Origin of the sequence: Planktothrix agardhii, assembly GCF_904830935.1 — a bacterium.
Classification (GTDB): Bacteria; Cyanobacteriota; Cyanobacteriia; order Cyanobacteriales; family Microcoleaceae; genus Planktothrix; species Planktothrix agardhii.
The window spans coordinates 1777154-1797819 of sequence record NZ_LR882952.1; the positions used below are offsets into that span (position 1 = coordinate 1777154).

Below are 20666 nucleotides of genomic sequence, written 5' to 3' on the forward strand. Positions count from 1 at the left end.
CAACGAATAAAAACTTATCGGGTGCTTCAGTCTCTGGGTTTAAGTCAATAACATATTTAAACTAATGAATAATAAAAATAAAGCAAAAGCCATCCGTAATTTTTCCCCTGAAATTAAATGGGAAAGTGATGTCCCTAAAAAAGCTCCTAAAATTGTAAATGGGGCGATTAATAATAATGCTGGCCAGTAAATATATCCAATAAATCCAGGTAGAAAAGAATCACCATGGGAAGATAATAGAAAAGCCAGAGTTCCTAAAATAGAAATTGGTAAACTAAAGGATGAAGATGTTCCCACGACTTCATACATAGGTAATCCACAATAAATTAAAAAAGGAACACTAATTGCGCCACCTCCAACTCCTAGGAGTCCTGACTTAAAACCGATTCCCAACCCAACGGCGTTGATTATAGCTAATCTTGGTAAGGATTCTGATTGTACTTGAGGTTTAAAATCTAACAATAGTTTAACAGAAATCAATAATAAAAATAATCCGAAAATAATTTTAAGTAAAGCACTAGATAAAGTATGATCTAATAAAGCACCTAATAAAACACCTAATAAAATCCCCGGAATAATTTTCCAAAAAACTCCCCATTGCACATCTCCTTTAGAATGGTGTGCCACAATCGAAGCAGTCGCCGTAAAAGTCATTATACTCATCGAAGTGGCGATCGCACTGTGCATCACGAAATCGGGCGGAAAGTCCATTAAATTAAAAATATAAAATAACCCAGGGACAACTAACATTCCCCCACCAATACCGAGTAATCCGGCCGTTGTTCCCGCGGCTAGTCCCAATATTGCTAATAATACCCAAGGTAGAATCCCCATGATCATCAAAAAATATCCAGTTTCAAGCAATAGGCCGAATGTATTGTGGCACAAATTTTCAAAGCACGCTTCTCCCAAACTGTGATTAATTCCGATTAGCCGATGAACACTAAGCTGTAAAATAGTGCAAAGTGCAAATTGACAACAGTGACGGCCCTCAAGCCAGTTTGAGAGGGAAAAGTAATATTTAACTGTTTCCGTCCATCGCACGTTAAAAAAACTGGCAAGTGATGTATTCGTCACATTTTGTTAGTTAAGAGCTTAGGTATTATAAGGGAGAACCAACGAATGTATCTCAAGAGTGGAACTGGTGTTGCAACCAAGACAGGAGCTAACGGCCGTGTCTTTATCTTTGAAGTGGAGGGACTCCGACAAGGGGAAAATACAGACAAACTCAACTTCCCGATTCGTCGCAGTGGTGTCGTTTATATCACTGTCCCCTACGAGCGCATGAATCAAGAAATGCGTCGGATTGCTCGATTGGGGGGGAAAATTGTCAATATTCGCCCCGCAGGTGAACCTCAAGCTGCAACCACCGAAACTACCGTCCATGGACAGCAGAGTCAACCATCTGAAGAAAAAAGCAAGCCCATGACTGAAACCAAGGCTAAAACGGAAATTCCCGTTAATATCTATCGTCCGAACAATCCCTATATTGGGAAATGTATCGAGAACTATGAACTCGTAAGTGAAGGGGGTGCGGGCACTGTCCGTCACCTTACCTTTGACCTTTCCGGTGGGGACTTACGCTATGTTGAAGGTCAAAGTATTGGGATTATTCCTCCCGGAAAAGATAACAAAGGCAAATCCCATAAGTTAAGACTGTATTCCATTGCCTCGACTCGTCATGGTGACAAACTCGATGATAAAACCGTTTCCCTGTGTGTTCGTCAACTGGAATACAAACATCCTGAAACCGGAGAAACCGTCTATGGCGTTTGTTCGACCCATCTGTGCAATTTAGAAATGGGAGCAGATGTGACGATTACCGGGCCAGTGGGTAAGGAAATGTTACTCCCTGATGACGAAGAAGCTACGGTGGTGATGATGGCAACGGGTACGGGTATTGCACCTTTCCGGGCTTTCCTATGGCGGATGTTCAAAGAACAACATGAAGACTACAAATTCAAGGGTTTAGCTTGGCTATTCTTTGGTATTCCCTACACCGCCAATATTCTGTATAAAGAAGAATTGGAACAGTTACAACGGGAATTTCCTGATAACTTCCGCTTGACCTATGCCATCAGTCGTGAAGAACAAAATCCCGAAGGTGGCAGAATGTATATTCAAGATCGGATTAAGGAAAACGCCGATGAACTGTGGAAATTAGTTCAGAAAGATAATACCCATACCTATATTTGTGGTCTCAAAGGTATGGAAGGCGGTATTGACGAAGGCATGACAGTTGCTGCGGGTAAATCCGATGTTAACTGGAGTGATTACCAGAAAACACTCAAAAAGGGACATCGTTGGCACGTTGAAACCTACTAAATCAGTTATCAGTTATCAGTTACCAGTTATCAGTTACCAGTTATCAGTTGCCAGGTTAATAATTTATTTAAGTTGAAAATCACCGATTATAAACTGGTTCTTAACTGTTTTAAGTTAACTACAATAAGCAGTTAACTTAAAAATAGTTATTCAATGACAACTGTTAACTGACAAATCAAAATCAATTATTTACTATAATAACTAATAACTAATAACTGATGACTGATGACTGATGACTGATGACTGATGACTGATGACTGATGACTGATAACTGATAACTGATAACTGATAACTGATAACTGATAACTGATGAATGATGAATGATTATTTTATGATTCCAAAAACTGGCATTGCAATGTACCAAAAGCGACTTTTTGCTCTGCATAAAAGTCAAATTTATACTAATTTAGATGATGAAATTGATCAGCCAAATTATCAAGATTGGCTGGATATATTAAATCAAGAATCTGATTTAATCCAAGATAAAATTGCCAAAAAATCTGATTCATCTCGTCTGAATATTTTATTAGGAGATTCCCTAAGTATGTGGTTTCCTAATAGTTTATTACCATCGGAAGCATTATGGTTGAATCAAGGGATTTCAGGGGATACGACAAGCGGAATTTTAAAACGTCTGGATATTTTTGCTAAGAATAATCCTAATAATATTTATATTTTAGCTGGAATTAATGATTTAAAAAGGCAAGTTCCCGTTGTAGAGATATTAGAAAACCATCAAAAAATCTTAGATTATTTACAAAAAAATTATCCTGAAACTCAAATTTTAGTTCAATCTATTTTTCCGACTCAATTACCAACAGAAACTCTAAACTTTTCGATTCCAAATTCTTTAATTAAAGAACTCAATCAAAAGTTAGCCCAACAAGTTAACGACCAAGGAAGCATCTATTTAGACTTTCATCAACGATTTACTAATACCCAAGGAAATATTCGCTCTGAATTAACAACCGATGGTTTACACCTGAGTCCAGAAGGTTACAAAGTTTGGCAATTTGCCCTCAAACAAACCGAGTCTCGCCTATCCAAAAATCGAGATCATAACTATCAAAAATGGTTACAAAAATCATCAGAACTTCCCTTAAATGGACAGTCCTACCGTTGGGTTTCCTATAAAGTTAAACCTGGAGATACCCTAGAAAAAATCACCCTAAAAACATTAGGACAACAGGATTTCGATTATTGCGATTTAATCTCCATCCGCAATAACCTAATATCAGAGGTTCTCCCTCCAGATCAGTCAATCGAAATCCCCCAACTTATCTAAACGCGGATATTCCAAACCGACTAGAGAGTTTGGCGAGAAACAAATTTTTCCAAGTCCGCCTGAGTTTGTTGTAGCATTTGCTCACGAGAATCACGAGCTATCGTCAGGTTGGGAACTAAATTACGAGCTTGTAACGTCATGTGCAGTTGTAAATCTGCCACATAGGCACTTACGCCTTGCTGATCAGAAACCGTTGAGTATCCCATCTCTAACTTCACAGGTTTTTCTCCCTTTGCGCTTAACTGTGTTTTTTGGTCACTTGGTAGAAGGTATCACGTCTTTTGCCAGACTGTACGATCCCGCAACGAAGTTTAACGGTTTTGGGGATAATCTTTACAGTTCGTTACAGATCGAGGAAGATGGGAGGCAACTAAACGACTAACCGCTAATCATTGCAATATTGAGATTTGTTAACAAAGATGGCACTTATGGGTAAGCTCTGTAGTGTTAACAAAATTTCTATTAGAGGGAAATATTTCAGCAGATGACTCACTAACCTAGGGACAGGATGCACCAGACTGGGGTTAATTCGTATTCTGTACTTTATAATACAGAATAAATGATACTTAACCTAGTTAAAACCCAAAATCAATTACCCACTTAAATTAGATTTTTAGATATGGCACAACTTATTGGCACCGCGAGCGATGATTTCCTAGCTGGGACACCCGAACCCGATGAAATCTTAGGATTTGCTGGAAACGATACCCTGAATGGATTAGGCGAAAACGATACTCTAAATGGAGGTCAGGATCAGGATTTACTGTCTGGGGGTAATGGGAATGATCTGATGTTTGGGGATCTGGGAAATGATACCCTCGAAGGAGAAGCAGGGAATGATATTGCCTATGGCAATAATGGGGATGATCAACTCAATGGCGGTGACGGTGACGACCTCCTTTATGGTGGACAGGGTAACGATACCCTATTTGATAGTAGTGGAAATGATCAACTATTTGGAGATAGAGGAAACGACCTACTTTATAGCGGAAGCGGGAAAAATGAACTCACCGGAGGCGGAGGTTCCGATGTATTTGTAATTGGTCGAGAACTGATAGATACTGAAGTTGATAGTATTACTGATTTTAGAGTTGGAGTCGATTTAATTGGATTAACTAAGGAATTAAAATTTGCTGATTTGCGGTTTGTTCAAGTGGGAAATGATACCGTAATTGAAGATAAGATCAGCAATCAAAAACTGATTATTATTCAGGAAACTCAAGCTACAACCATTAATAATCAAGCTAACTTTACCCAATCAATCGAAAGCCTTACACCCGTTATTGAGTTTACCAATAATAATTCCCTGGTAGTCAAAGAAGGCGAAACACCAGCCCTATTCGTCAACGTTCAACGAGCAGGTTCTCCCTTTAATACGGTAAGTGCCAAACTGGAACTACAACTCGATACCGCCACGGCTAGTGACGTTAGCGTAGAACCCATAGAAGTCATTTTCAAACCTTACGAAACTTTCAAAATTGTTCCCATTCCCATCACCGTTATTGATGATCGGGAAGCCGAACCGAATGAAATCTTTAAATTAACCCTAGCCAATCCCACGGGAGGAGCTACCCTAGGAGAATCTCAGGCAATTGTTATTACCCTACAAGACAATGATAGTAGTTCACAGGGAACTGTCCCGCCCGTAGATTCAAAACCGCCGATCGTTTTTCCCATCGGGCCCTTTCCCTCCGCGATTAGTCTGTCGGTTGCTCCCTCTACTATTCTGGAAAATAGCCAAGAAAACTTTGTTTATACCTTTACACGGGCGGGAGGTTCCCTCGACCTACCCATTAACGTTAACTTCACCGTTGGAGGAACAGCAAAACTAGGGGAAAACTATACCGTTATTGATAACGAAACCTTTACGAATACAGGGGGTAGCGTTTCCTTCCCAGCAAATAGTACCATCGCCACCCTCAAACTCGCCCCGATCAACAACGATAAATTTGAAGAAGACCCCCTAACTATCGATATCACCTTAAGAGAATCCGGCTTTTTATACACCGCTAATCCTCAACAATCCACCGCCGTAGCCAGTATCCAGAGCGAAGATCTCCCGCCCAAACCCCCGGTTTATAACTTTAGTCAATCTAAATTTTCCATCTTTGAGGGTGATCCTGGCAATCCTGGGCAAGCTACTATTACGGTTAATCGTACTTTTGATACCAGTCAGCAATCAAGTGTCAAGATTCTCCTCACCCCCGCCGGACAGAATGGCGGAACACCTGGAGTTGATGTTGAACCCACGGAAATCGTCCTCCAATTTGCCCCCGGTCAGACCGAGAATACCTTCCAAATCCCGATCATTGGTGATGATGTTATTGAACCTTCAGAAATAATTATCCTCTCTTTTGCACCGGACGGTTTTCTACCCACCGGACAGGCTGGAACCCTTTATCCTACAACCAACTTAATTATTAATGACGACGATGGCCCCACTACTTATGATTTCAAAGAACCCCTATTCAAAACCCTTGAAGGTAACTCAACTAATATTACCCAACTGGTAAAAATTGATCGTTCTGGGGATATTAATGTCAACTCCTCCGTCTCAGTCAATGTCACTGGGGTGAATGCTATCCCCAATGTAGATTTTGTTCCCGGGCCGATCACCGTGAACTTCACCCCGGGACAAATCACCCAAACCGTCCCGATCACTATTCTCGGCAACCTCACACCCAATCAAAACCGAACCCTGAATCTCTCCCTCAATCCCCCCCTAGGGGCTTTAGTGGGAAATATCCATCCCACCTCAGAGTTACTGGTGATTGATGATGATAATGTTCCGACCTACGACTTCACCACTAATACTTATCGGATTCGGGAAGGGAATAATGATATTACCTACAGTGAAATTACTGTTGTTCGCTCAGGAAAGGTTGATATTGACTCATCGGTGACGGTGGACTTAAACCCCGCAGCCCAAAACGGAGCAACTTCAGGAGAAGACTTTACTCCATCTGAAATTCCCCTGGAATTTACATCCGGGGAAATTAGCAAAACGATACAAGTCACGATTATCGGAGATGAGGTATCCGAGTCCACTGAAACTGTCCTCCTCTCCTTTTCCAACTTTGACAATGATGGACAATCTGGAACCACAGTCCCGCAGGCGGCTCTAATCATTGAAGATGATGATTCCCCACCAACCTATAACTTTACCCAGAATAACTACAGCTTAGATGAAGGAGACATCACGAACCTGTTTAATGAAGTTCAGGTGCTTCGCTCAGGAGATATTACTCAAACCTCTAGTGTGGATGTGGTATTTACCAGTGATACCGCGATCGCTAATACGGACTTTACACCAGGGCCACAAAGAATTCAATTTGCTATTAACCAAGACAAACAAATTGTCCCCCTTGGTATTATCGGGAACACCCTGGTGCAACCTGACCGCAGCTTTGGACTCTCCTTTGCCAATTTTGACAAAAATGGACAAGATGGAAATAATATCCCTACCAGTACCGTTATCATCAAAGATGACGACAAAGCCACCCTCAGTTTAACCACGGTAGAAGCAATAGCCACGGAACCTGTCACCACAAAAGTCCCCAATGAACAGCCCAAAAACGGTATTTATCGGATTAGTCGCGCCCCGGATACCTTTGGGGATTTAACCATCAACCTCACCCTAGAACCCGATAAAATTAGCCCGGCAGATTATACCCTGAGCACCTCAACGGGTCAAACCGTAGCGGTCACAGGCAACTCCACCGCTACTGTTACCCTTCCTAACAATCAAGCTAGTATTGATATCATCCTGACTCCGATTAATGATGTCCAAGCCGAAGCTGATGAATCTTTAACCCTAGTCTTAGCGGACGGGAACTATAAGATTAATCCCAAAGAAAATACGGCACAGGTGACGATTCTGGCCAATGATACCGCCGTGACTCAACTAGGGGATACTAAGAGTCAAGCCCCCGAAGACTATGCCACCCTAGAAGGTTCATTACGTCAGGCGATTCTCAATGCTGGAATTCTACCCGGAGAAGATACGATTACCTTTGTTGACAAAGCCACTTCTGGGGTGATTAATCTGGCAGGGGCTTTACCCGGTATCGGTAGCGATATTATTTTTGATGGGCCAGGAGCCGATAAGCTGACTATTCGTCGAGATACGGGGGGGGACTACAATGTTTTCACTGTTAATGGCGGGAATGTTACCTTTGAAGAATTGAAACTGAGCAATGGTTTCCCCGCCGGAACGATACCCAATACCAGTAGTACCACCACAGGTAGTCGGGGCGGTGCGATTAATATTACGTCTTCTACCAGTAAGGTTAAGGTTCTCGATAGTTGGCTAGATGGAAACCAGGCGAATAATGGGGGGGCGATCGCCAACTCCGGCCAACTTACTGTTCAAAATAGTACCATCAGCAATAACATAGGTAGCAACGGTGGTGGAATTATTGTGATTGATGGTCAAGTCCAAATTATTAATAGCACGATTGCTAACAATAAAGGTATGATCGGTGGCGGCGTGTTTAACTCCGTTGCGGACTTGACGATTACTAATAGCACAATTGCCTTCAATAATGCGAGCGGAAACAGTGGCGGGGTAAGGAATATTGGGGGGGTAGCCAACCTGAAAAACACAATTATTGCTAGTAACACCTCCCCCCTTAACCCCGATGTTGGAGCGTCCATTGAATTTGCCTTCAAGAGTGGCGGCAATAACCTAATTGGAAACGGAACTGGGGGAGAGGGTTTAGTAGATGGGGTTAAAAATGATATTGTCGGCAGTACGATCGCCCCAATCGATCCCTTACTCAGTCCCTTACAAAATAACGGCGGCACTACACCAACCTTGGCTCTAGCTAGTACCAGTCTTGCTATTAACAAGGGAAGTAATAGCTTTATTGCCCCCTATACTGACCCTGGACAATTTGATCAACGGGGGGCAGGCTTTAACCGGATCATCAATAACATTATTGATATCGGAGCCTTTGAGTCCCAAGTGTTTTAATCAGTTATTAGTTGTAGCAACCGCCAAGGCAGTTAGGACACCTGACGGATCTTAGAACCCAGACGGTGAAGTATTTCCCCCCTGTTCCCTGCCCCCAAGCCCCCCGTGCACGGGGGGTTTGGGGGGGCTGTTCCGGTGTTCCCTGCTATATCAGTTTGAAAACTCATTGACTTCTGCTTAGGAGGGATCTCGGCGTTGAATAAATTCAAAGCCACCCTCCTTATTTTTGGGCAAGTATTTTCCTGTTGCTAATAGTTTTACTTTTCTGACTTGTGCTAAGTTTTGAGGCGAGAAGCAAGGTTCAAGGGTTTCTGTCCTTAAATGGTGGGGATCTTGAGGGTGGGTACGATTAATCACCATATTTTTCTTGATTTTGGAAATATTGGTCAATCTTAGCATCATTTTTTTGACATTGAGAACAATTTAAAGATTCAATTTAGATTCTCTGGGGTTACTCATTTTGAGGCAAGATTCTAGTTTAATAAATTTTGATTTAGGTCAATTGTCTAATCCGATCTTTTGCCAAAATGTTGCTCAACTCTGTTGTCCAAAATTTTTCCTACCCTATAATTTAGGACGGTCAATGTCGTTCACTTTTAACCTAGAAGCACCTATCTGATTACAAACGATTATTCCCAAAATCATCCCAAGTTCTCATTTTCACCCTAAGACTGTTCTCCCTGCTAGACTTAAAATTGGTCTAGGTAGGGTCTTCGCAGATCAAAAGCGGATTCGGTGTCAACTTGGTTTTCAGCAGTAGAGGGGGGGGAAACCCAAAATTGCAAAAAATAACTCATAAAACCGAGAATGTATGATAAAATCAAAAATTAGAGGTTTTTAGTTTCTTGGACTAATTGCTCAAGCTAGAACTGAGCGATTTTTGAAGGGGTGGAGCCGACTCTGATGTATAACTGAAAATTGTTATAGCTGGGTTGTACCTTCACCGAAGATCAGATGGGATTGATCCTTGATTCTGAATAGAAATCAATAGAAATTAACACCTATTGACAGAATTAGAATTGAGCATCAATATTGAATTCACAGTTGATTTATTAGGTTAAATTTGATATGGTACCGAGAGAATTTTTAAAGACTGTAGCTACGAGAGTTGGAATTTCCGACAATGAACTCGAAGTGATGGCGCGGGCAATCCAAGGAGAACCGATGACTGCGATTTCTAAGCAATTAGGGGTTCGCAAGGATGCCTTGCAGAAACGCTTGGGTGAGGTTTATAGGAAACTAAATATTAGCGGTGCAGGGCCGGGAAAATTAGCAAAATTGCAGCAAAAGTTACTGTCAGAATATCAAACCGATGGTACTAATCAAGGGAGCCAAATCAATGGTCAATCCGGTCGCAAAAAGCGGTCGATGAGTGGCCTTGACCCCCAAGGTTTCAGTAGTAATGTTCAAATCGATTGGGGGAATGCACCCAAATTGGCAGCCTTTTATGGCCGTTTGGAAGCTATGGCTACCTTAAAACAAGGATTAGTCACCGAACGTGCTCACCTGATGATGTTGGAGGGCATGGGCGGTATTGGGAAAACGGCTTTGGCGGTTAAATTAGTTCAGGAAATTGCCCCGGACTTTGACAAAGTGATTTGGCGCTCACTCCGAGATAAACCTTCTCCGAGTGAGTTTATCGCCTCAACTTTTCCTGAACAATCTCAAGCCCCTTTAGGTTGGGATGATTCGGAACAAATCGCCCAATTGTTGAAAACCTTATCGGATTCTCGGTATTTGTTAGTAATTGATGAGATAGAATATATCTCACAACTCGGGAGTAAAGATGCGGCTTTCAAAAGTTATGAATCTTTATTTCAACAGATTAGTGAGTCTTCCCATCGTAGCAGTGTTTTATTAATCGGTTGGGAATTTCCGCTTTCGTGGCAACAGTTCGCGTCTAAAACCTCAGTACAGTTAACTGGGTTATCGGAACAAGACTCTCAACAAATGGTTTTATCCGGTCAAGAATCCCTCTATTTAGATGAAAAATTCCTATCAGAATTGATTCATTTATGTGGTGGCAACCCCTTAATTTTAAAATTATGGGCGGCTAAGATTCCTGATTTTACAATTAGAAATCTGACGAAATTAATCAAGCAAAATACCTTGGTTATTGAAGAATTGGTACGTCAATCCCTGCGAGCAGAACAGGAATTGTCCGACCTAGAAATTCGTTTAGTCTGTTGGTTGGCAGTAAATCAAAAAGCGGCAACCTTGAGTGAGTTAGCAACGGATTTAATTCTCTCGGAAACTGAAGCCGAAGTCCAGACTTCCTTAGAATTTTTAGTTGAGCGATCGCTGTTAGAAACAACTAATTTTAGCGCTCCTATGGCTTACACGGTTAATAGTAACTTCAGAAAAGCCGTCTGGTATCAGTTAATGGGTAAATCCTTTAATGAACTGGGTTATAAACACTACTTAGAAGGGGAGTTTCAATCGGCTAAAATCAATTTATTGCAAGCAATTCGCTATCATTCGGCTTTAAGTGCAGGTCATTATAATTTAGGTTCGACCTATGAAAAGCTCGATCAGTTTGAAGAAGCCAGAAAACATTATCAAATTCTAGTCGATGTGGATAATAACCGCGCAACACAGGCGGCGGTAAATAATTTAGCACGATTGGAAATTTTAGATGGCAAAACCGAGGAAGCTATTGATAAATTAGAAAAAACCTTGGTACAAGTTAAGGATAAAGGAATCCGAGCCGCCTTATATAAGAATTTAGGCTGGGCTTATTTCCTAGAAAATAATCCAAAACAGGCTGAAGTTGAGTTACGTCAATCCTTAGAATTAAAAGAATCTAATGTGGTAGCTTACTATCTTTTAGCTCAGGTTTTAGAAGCCCAAAACCGTCATAAACAAGCCTTAACGTTTTGGAAAACGGCCTTAGAACAGGACGAATTAGATCAAAAATCTAATGGTGTTACCTGGCGTTTACCTGAATTGCTGGCTTGGCGGATGACTGCTCGCCAACGCTTACTGAAATAATCGCTTAAGTAGGTAGGCGGGATTAAACTTTTTCATTTAACAATATGTAAAGGAGGCTTAGATCAGCTATTAGAAAGCGTTAGAACGATTTACAATCGTTTACATGGAGACTTTATAGAGCCTACCTACTTAAAGCCTCCTTTCCCTATTTCCCTGACTTGGGGATTGACATCCACCCCGCCGTAAACGGACGGGGATTCCTCACCACGCTACCTTTTTAGGATGGTCGCTGAATGGGGATAACTGTCCTTTCGGATCAACAAAGAATTTCGTTGAAAAAAATCTACTAGATCATAGTTTAAAACATCTTTTGAAAAAATAAATTGACTTATACAACAAGGTAGAAATTTTAGCAATTGCAACCTTAAAGGTTATTTTTAAAAAACCGCTCCCTAAGTTTACCAAGGGCTTCCAATCATTGTAAATCCTGACCAGTAATAGGGATGGGATAGGCTGGTAATATTAAATTCTGTCAGATTCTCAGGGAGAGGAATAGCGCCAAAGGTGGTTATCAATTGATCATTTTCGATCCGAGTTTTTCCTTGAATCATGTCAATTTGTGCCTCTTGTAAAGCGATCGCTTTAATCGGAGCTTGCTTTAAAGATTCATAAAATTCACTCATTAATCCCAAGGTTCCTTGATCACTAACATACCATAAACTCGCTAAAGCGGATTTAACTCCCGCCTGCACCGCTAACCCAGCAAATCCTAATTCTGACCGTCGATCTCCTAATGCTGTTCGACAAGCACTTAAAGTTAATAATTCCACTATGGGATTATCCCAACCCAAATTAGGAAGTTCTGTTAAGGGTAATTTTTCATTCCATAATTGAATAAAAGAATTACTCGGAGATCCGGTTTTAAAATCAGCGTGGGTGGCTAAATGAATCACTTGAAAATCAGATATACGCCGTTGGGATTTCAGATTTTCCAGGGTAAATCGTTCGTTTAAGAATTTTTCCCCAGGCCAAATTTCAGTAATATTTTGGAGTTCAATTGGAACCGCCGGAAGTGGATTTTGTTGTTGAAATTGACTGGCTCCCATGGCTAGGACTTGCGCTTGACCAATGGGTTGATATCGAAAGTCAATTAAGCTGGTACTCGGAATTAAACTAATCCCATATTTTTCGGTTAAAAATTGTTGACCATCCCATAAAACTGCCATCGGTAAACTCCGTAAACCTGCATCCAGGGAGAATAGAATTGTAGAAATTCCTAATCTTTTCAAATTATCTTCTATCGGTTGAATCATCCATTGATAAAGTTGTTTCGCCGGAGCTTGATAACTGACTTTATCCCGTTTTCGGGGGTTGGTAATTTCACTTTGTAATTGTCGAACAACGGGGAATAATTTTTCTTTAGTGGCTTCAGGAACGCTATGTCTTATGGGTTCACCGAAGGAAGGAACCACAATGATTTCTAATTGCTCTTCCCTGGAAACAATATAAACAATCGCATAAACCTGTTTAGTTTTTATCTCTAATTCTTTTAAAAATTGTTGAACTTCTGAACGATTTAATTGGGTTCCTTGGACTCCTAAATGTTGTTTAAATTCTTGATTTCTTGACTGTTCTAATGCTAAAAATGTCGAATCTAAGTTATCAAAACCAAAAGCAATATCTACCGTTGATAAAATTTTCTTGGACAGAAAATTATTGTTATCATTAATAATAATTTCAGGAGAAGTTTCTTCTATTTTTTGTTCTTGGTCAGGAGGAATTAAGGCATCTTGTTGTAGGATAACTCCGGTATCAATTAAGGGTTGATTTACATTGGGGGGAATATTAGGCGCGTCATCGGTGGAAATAACAATATTTCCTGATGTGAATGAATCTTCAAAACTTTGGGGTGGCAGAATATTAAAGTCTCCTGTAGTATTGTTATCATTAATAATAATTTCAGGAGAAGTTTCTTCTATTTTTTGTTCTTGGTCAGGACGAATTAATACATCTTCTTGTAGGATAACTTCGGTATCAATTAAGGGTTGATTTACATTGGGGGGAATATTAGGCGCGTCATCGGTGGAAATAACAATATTTCCTGATGTGAATGAACCTTCAAAACTTTGGAGTGGCAGAATATTAAAGTCTCCTGTAGTAATGACGGAGGCTGTTCCATTCATTGCTAAGTTACCTCCGATTTCAAAGGGAGCAACAGGGGGATTCAGTGGCCCTCCGGCCTGACGAATCGTAATCGAACCCCCGCCCAGACGTCCTGCGGTGGAGATACTGGCGGTTCCCGTGGGGGAAAATTGGGTGGGGAAGGAGTTGGTAGCACGGAAGTAGCCTTGAGTTGATTCCGCAAAAACGTTACCCCCGAGACCATTGGGGGATTCAGCGTTAATAAATTCGACCTGAACATCATTAATCGGGTCGAGGAAGACGTTACCGCCCTGGGTTTGACCTTGAGTATCAATTTGTCCGGTGGTAATGCTGGTTTGGGCTTTAACCGTAACATTACCGCCTGTCGAACCGGATGTCAGTATATTTCCGGTTGTAACATTTCCGGTATTCGCTTCTAGGGAGATATTTCCGCCCGCATTACCTGGGGATGAGCTATTCAGGGTGTTAGTAGTAATATTTCCCTGGGGGGTACTTAGGGAAATACCCCCACCGTTAGCATTAGGGGATGAACTATTCAGGGAGTTAACCGTAATATTCCCGTTACGGCTATTGAGGGTAATACCAGGGGATGCGGTAATATCACGGGTGGTAATATCATTATTGGCGGTGACTGCAACCGTACCATTACTGAGAATATTAGCATTGAGGTTAACAATATTACTGGCATTAATATTCAGTCCCCCTGACCCTAGGGTAATAGGGGCGTTAGCTTGGACGGTTCCGGCGGTAATCCCTAAACCGTTTAGGGTAGATTCTGTGGTAAAAGTATCTAAATTTACATCATTATTCCCCGCGTTAAGAGTTAACTTTCCTTTTCCACCAAGGGTTGAACCAATAAAGTCAATTGCTCCATTTCCAATACTGGTGTCTAATGTAACTGAATTTCCAGAAACATTAACGGTATTTACGGAGGAAAAGTTAAGTCCGGCGCTGGTGTAGATATCTCCAAACAGGTTAAGGGCGCTCGCTTGTTGGAAAATTAATCCGTTTATGGGGTTATTATTATTACCAACGGTATTCAGGGAAATTGTTCCATTTCCGGCGTTGAGTGTTAGGGTTTGGGAACCTGTTATCGGACTATTATTAAATAGGATATTACCATTATTTCCGGTGGTATTAATAATAATAGGATTTTCGAGTTGAGTTCCCCCAGAAGCATTACTAAAATCAATATTATTATTTGTAGTTAAATTGCCTTTTAGGGTCGTGAGTCCGGTGGTATTAACTTGCAAACTAGACAGGGGGTTACTATCACCCACAGTAGAAAAAGTAATATTACCGCTACCCGCATTCAGGGTTAAGTTACTATTTCCTTGTCCACCAAGGGTTGAACCAATAAAGTCAATTGCTCCATTTCCAATACTGGTGTCTAATGTAACTGAATTTCCAGAAACATTAACGGTATTTACGGAGGAAAAGTTAAGTCCGGCGCTGGTGTAGATATCTCCAAACAGGTTAAGGGCGCTCGCTTGTTGAAAAATTAATCCGTTTATGGGGTTATTATTATTACCAACGGTATTCAGGGAAATTGTTCCATTTCCGGCGTTGAGTGTTAGGGTTTGGGAACCTGTTATCGGACTATTATTAAATAGAATATTACCATTATTTCCGGTGGTATTAATAATAATAGGATTTTCGAGTTGAGTTCCCCCAGAAGCATTACTAAAATCAATATTATTATTTGTAGTTAAATTGCCTTTTAGGGTCGTGAGTCCGGTGGTATTAACTTGCAAACTAGACAGGGGGTTACTATCACCCACAGTAGAAAAAGTAATATTACCGCTACCCGCATTCAGGGTTAAGTTACTATTTCCATTGATAGAATTATTGAAAATAATATCACCACTATTATTAGTTCCCGATGAAGTTAGGGTAATATTAGGGGATGCGAGTTGTAGGGGACTATTATATTGTTGTTGACTTCCGACCCCATTATTGCTAGAGGTATTAATATCACCATTTAAAATAATTGGATTATTTCCAGTGTTTAAAGTAACATTTCCCGCTTGGTTGTTTTGGGTGCTGGTATTGATTTCCCCCAGGGTAATATTAGCAGGAGTTGTCATCGTAATATCACCGCCATTGCTATTAGGAGAACTGCTATTAATAATTCCGCCACTACTATCAATATTTCCCGTATTGCTATTTAATATAATAGCTTGACCTTGGGTAGTTAGGTTGGCGGTAGTGATATTATTTTCGGCATTAATATTAATAGTGGCGGTATTCGTGGCGGTGATGGGTTGGGTTAAATTAACCGTACCACTGCTATTGATATTAATTCCTTCTCCCTCAAGATTAATTCCCCCATTACTATTGACATCTCCACTGGTTAGATTTAAAGTATTTAAGGGATTTGTTGCTCCTATTGCTTGATTAATATTAACCGTTCCCGTCCCCGCTTCCAGGGTTAAATTAGCAGTCCCTGGAGTATTACTATCAACGGTATTATTAAAGGTAACATTTCCACTTCTGGCGGTTCCCGATGTGTTTAAAGTAACGATATCTGCATCTAAAATCACCGGAGAATTAAAGATAATATTATTCCCTGAACCAATAGTAGCAGAAGTATCAATATTATTAGTTAAATTAATTGTATTTCCAGAGAGAGTTAGGGTTCCGGCTTGACTGGTTCCTAAATTAGATTCTGTGCGGGTAATTACTGCGCCTATAGTTAAATTTTCAGCCGCATTTAGGTTGATTTCTCCTCCGTTTTCGGTGGTTGAACTACTATTAAGAATACCCGATGCGGTATTAATATTTCCGGTATTACTGGTGAGAGAAATTCTTGACCCATTACTAATAATATCCGCCGTTGTAATATCTCCAGTAGCACTAACATCAATAGGACTATTATTAGCTGTTATGGTATCACCTAAATTAATATTTTGAGTTGCATTAACATTAATTCCCCCATTCTCTACCGTTACCGCAGACTGAGTAACCACATTTCCGCTATTAATGATTAAGTTTTGTAGCGGCAGACTATCCCCTATTGCTTGACTAAAAGTTGCATCTCCCGTTCCAGTTTCTAGGGTTAAACTATTACGTCCTCCCATTAGCAAGGGGAGGGTAGGGGTGGGGTTAATACCCCCGTTAATTGTTCCATTAAAGGTAACATTCCCCCCGCTATTATTTCCCGTTGTATTGATAGTAATATTGGGTTTAGGTAGAATAACATTAGCATTAAAATTAACATCACTTCCCTGACCTTTGGTGGCTGAGGTATTAATATCTCCAGTTAAATTAATAGTATTATTTCCTGAAGAAATATCTAGGGTTCCTGCCTGACTATTGGTAGAATTAGAGGCGGTACTGGTATTAATTCCTCCTAAAGTAATCGTTCCCGAAGCGTTGAGGGTTTGGTTGCCGCCATCATTATCAGAAGAACTACTATCTAAAATGCCAGCTTGGGTATTAATTTCCCCATTGGTAGCAGAAACCGTAATTGTATTACCCTGACCTGTGGTGGCGGAAGTATTAATATTATCAGTTACCGTAATAATATTATTAGCAGAAGTTAAACTAACACTTCCTCCTTGGGTGTTTCCACGGGCATTAATTCCGGCAACCCTAATATTACCCGCCGCATTAATCGCAATATTTCCCCCACTTCCCTGAATAGAACTACTATCAATAATTCCAAAACTACTATTGATATTTCCTTCACTACTTTGGAGATTAATTTCACCCCCGGTATTAGTCACGGAATTAATTAATAAATCTCGATTTCCTGATATGGTGATACTTCCTGAACCTGTGGTAGTAATGGGGGTATTTTCTCCAATAATTACACTATTTGTATTCTCGCCATTCTCGCCATTATTCACACCATCGATTAAAATTGACCCCGTATTACTTTGAATTTTACTCTCTCCAAATATTCCCACCGCCTGACTATTAGCAACTGCCGCACTACGACCTTGAATATTAATATTCCCACTCGCTAAACTATTAATTTCTGCGGTATTAATTAAAATAATCCCATTACTCTCACTCCCCGTACTATTGCCAGTTCCAGTTAAATTAATGCTCCCTGTTCCTGACGATTGAATTAGACTATTTCCCAATAAAATACCCTGTCCACCTAAAGAAGATGAACTCACTCCAGTTAAATTCAGATTTCCATTAATAACCCCAATAATAGGGTTATCTAAAATCAAAATCCCATGACTATCGGGAGTTTGACTACTACTTCCCACTAAATTAATATTTCCCGTTGCTGTCGCGGTAATATTTGCACCTCCAAATAGGGCAATTCCATGACTACTATTCCCCGTAGCACTACTAAGTCCATCTAAATTAATATTCCCAATTCCAGTAGAAACAATTTCACCTCCATCCCCAATAAAAATTCCTATACTTGAGGTTAAACCCTGTCCCAAACCGTTAATTTTAATATCACTATTTAGGGTTTGTATTTTTCCATTCGCGATAAAAATTCCCTCGCTAATATTACCCTGACCACTAACCCCCGATAAGGTAATATTTCCGGTTCCTGTGGAAGAAATTAGGGAGTTATTTAATATAGAAATTCCGTCATTATTATTTCCTGTGGCGTTATTATTTCCGTTTAAATCAATATTTCCAGTTCCGGTTGAAGCAATATTACTATCACTAATATAAACTGCCACGCTATTATTGATTCCGGCGGGAGTTCCTGTGATTTTAATTGTACCATCAACGGTTGAAATATTACTTTGGTTCAAATTCACACCAAAACTATTTAATCCATTCTCACTACTTCCAGTTAAGGTAATATTCCCTGTTCTGCTTTGTAAGGTAGAATTATTATTGAGTAAAACACCAATATTATTGGTTTGACTGCCTTTACTATTGCCAATAATACTAATATTTCCTGCCTCTGAATTAATAGTAGATTGTTCTAACCAAACTCCTATATTAGTCTCGGTTTGTAGACCACTGGTTCCAGTTAAATTAACATTTCCATTGCCAGAATTTAAGCTACTATTCGTTAATAGAATCCCATGATTAAAGGGTTGGTTATTAACCGCAATGCCATCTAGGGTGATGTTTCCCCCCAAGGTATTAATTTGACTATTATCAATCCAAACTCCAGAATGGAATAGGACATTTCCTCGACCCGTTGCGGTAAAATCTCCTCCCTTTGTATCGAGGGTAGCGTTTTTAATATAAATAGCACCATTATTATTATTCTCAAAATCTGCATTAAAATTCAGGTTTAATTTATCACTATCATTCGGGATACTATCCCTAATAGTTTGTCCATTCAGAATAATATTCCCCGCCGCATTTAAGGTTAAACTTCTTTCCCCCCCAATTCCATCAAAATCAAAGGAAGTTTGAAAGGTAATATTCCCATCTTGGGAATTGGTTCCCACATCCCCGGTTTCTACAACAACATTACCTTCACTTAGCGCCGACTTCAATACAAAAACACTTAATCTTCCATTATCATCGCTGGTATTAAATAGTAATTCACCCGTGGGTAAAGGATTTTGATTCAGGTTTGTATTTCCCCTCGTATCATCAACAATATCAATATTATTTGGGTCAAGTAACCAGGTTCCTCCTAACCCGACAGGGGCTGAAATATCGGGGGCGGTGTTAATATCTAAAATACCGCGACTACTGGTTTCAACAAATCCGCCATTGCCATTTTGGATTCCTCCCCGCACCTGAATATTACCATAAACTTGAGTTAAATCTTCAGACCAAATAATAACTCGACCGCCATTTCCCGTGTCTAAAGCATTAGCATTAATAAAAGAATCTGGACTAATAAAGGTTTTTTGGGCATGGGGAAAATCCCCTAATCCTTTATAGTCTCCCCCGATTAAAATTGTTCCTCCTCCGGTTAATCCCGATGCGTTTAAGGTACTATTAATTAAGCCAATCCTATCCCCTGTTAACTGAAGATTTCCCCCGCTTTGATTGGGTGAACTGACATCAATAGTTCCTGATAAAATCGTAGTTCCAGGTGTGGTGGGAACTGTAATTCCCGAAGCAGTTAAAATAACCTGACCCTGTTCATTAACCTTAACTTGACTCGCACTAACTGAATTTCCTCCAGTGAGTAATTCCGGTAAAGATAAGGCGGTAAAGGTAGAATTATTTTGAGGAATATCTGAAGTTAATTCTAAATTTAATAAATGTCCGTCCTGGGAAAGTCGAACTAAATTTTCCCCAGTCACCGACGCAATAGTAATATTTCCGGCGGGTGCGGATATTGTTCCGGTATTTAAAACCGTTCCTGCTAATAATGTTATATTCTCTCCAGGGGAAACCGTGAGATTTCCGAAATTAACTAAACTCCCAGGATTTTCGGAATTAAACACAAAATCCCTAGGAGTTCCGACTAAGGTTTGCCATTGATTTTCCCCGATAGCTTGTAACCAATTTTGATTCCCAAATCCAATCGAACTTGCTGTCGTAGCGGTAAAAGAGGCAGGAATATTTAAACTGGCATTTTCTCCAAAAACAATTCCCGCCGGGTTGATTAAAAATAGGTTAGAATTTCCGCCCGTAACTTGAATTAATCCATTAACAAAAGAGGCTTCTCCCCCGGTAACTCGTCCTAATATATTCTGAATTTTAGGATTAGAAATAAAGTTAATAATTTGACCCTGAGATAGTCCTAACTTTTCAAAACTATGGAATAAATTTGCTCCATTTCCCGATAAACTGCCGCCATTAATATTAAACTGATTTCCCTGATGAATGACTTGGGTTCCGGTTCCATCCTGTGCCGGAATAATCGTTTGTGCCACAATTGAAGTGGGAAATAGGCAAACTAACAGTACCGATGGAAGGACTACCCGGGGAGTGAATAGAACCGGAATTTGTGCAAAAGGTTGCAATTTGAGGAGGCGCGTTTGTTTCCGATTCATATTTCTAACCTATCCAGAGAAACCTGTCTCTATCCTAGGCCAGTTTTTCCTAAATAGCAACTCTTAATTTTGATAATAAATTATAAATCTTTAT

Annotated in this window: 8 protein-coding genes; 4 read left to right on the forward strand and 4 right to left on the reverse strand. The window is 40.2% G+C overall.

Translation table 11 applies throughout. From position 1 onward, the window contains the following. Window positions 1–39: 39 nt before the first annotated feature. The gene (locus tag NMG88_RS08280; RefSeq protein ID WP_193372484.1) at window positions 40–840 is read right to left on the reverse strand and encodes a sulfite exporter TauE/SafE family protein; all 801 of its coding nucleotides are present in this window, start codon (window positions 838–840) and stop codon (window positions 40–42) included. A gap of 282 nt (window positions 841–1122) precedes the next feature. Here NMG88_RS08280 and cpcD/petH point away from each other — a divergent pair, with 282 nt between their 5' ends. After that, window positions 1123–2325, forward strand: a complete 1203-nt coding sequence (cpcD/petH, locus tag NMG88_RS08285) for a bifunctional rod-capping linker CpcD/ferredoxin--NADP reductase PetH (protein ID WP_026788790.1) — start codon at window positions 1123–1125, stop codon at window positions 2323–2325. A 331-nt stretch (window positions 2326–2656) separates the two neighbouring features. After that, a complete protein-coding gene (locus NMG88_RS08290) occupies window positions 2657–3610 on the forward strand; it encodes a GDSL-type esterase/lipase family protein (protein WP_254035310.1) in 954 nt (317 codons plus the stop codon). A 20-nt stretch (window positions 3611–3630) separates the two neighbouring features. On the opposite strand, the gene NMG88_RS08295 is transcribed toward NMG88_RS08290, so the two are convergent. Then, entirely contained in the window at window positions 3631–3816 is a 186-nt protein-coding gene (locus NMG88_RS08295) for a hypothetical protein (RefSeq protein WP_036832366.1), read from the reverse strand. Window positions 3817–4229: 413 nt separating this feature from the next. Here NMG88_RS08295 and NMG88_RS08300 point away from each other — a divergent pair, with 413 nt between their 5' ends. Then, window positions 4230–8585 (forward strand): Calx-beta domain-containing protein, encoded by a 4356-nt coding sequence (locus NMG88_RS08300; RefSeq protein ID WP_227350411.1) that lies wholly within the window; start codon window positions 4230–4232, stop codon window positions 8583–8585. Window positions 8586–8762: 177 nt separating this feature from the next. Here the strand turns inward: NMG88_RS08300 and NMG88_RS08305 are convergent, their stop codons facing one another. Then, window positions 8763–8987 (reverse strand): hypothetical protein, encoded by a 225-nt coding sequence (locus NMG88_RS08305; RefSeq protein ID WP_254035311.1) that lies wholly within the window; start codon window positions 8985–8987, stop codon window positions 8763–8765. A 666-nt stretch (window positions 8988–9653) separates the two neighbouring features. Between NMG88_RS08305 and NMG88_RS08310 the strand changes: the two genes are divergently transcribed. Continuing rightward, window positions 9654–11576: a tetratricopeptide repeat protein gene (locus NMG88_RS08310; protein WP_227365882.1), complete on the forward strand. Its 1923-nt coding sequence runs from the start codon at window positions 9654–9656 to the stop codon at window positions 11574–11576. Between the two features lie 398 nt (window positions 11577–11974). Here the strand turns inward: NMG88_RS08310 and NMG88_RS08315 are convergent, their stop codons facing one another. Further along, window positions 11975–20572 (reverse strand): CHAT domain-containing protein, encoded by an 8598-nt coding sequence (locus NMG88_RS08315; RefSeq protein ID WP_254035312.1) that lies wholly within the window; start codon window positions 20570–20572, stop codon window positions 11975–11977. Window positions 20573–20666: the final 94 nt, after the last annotated feature.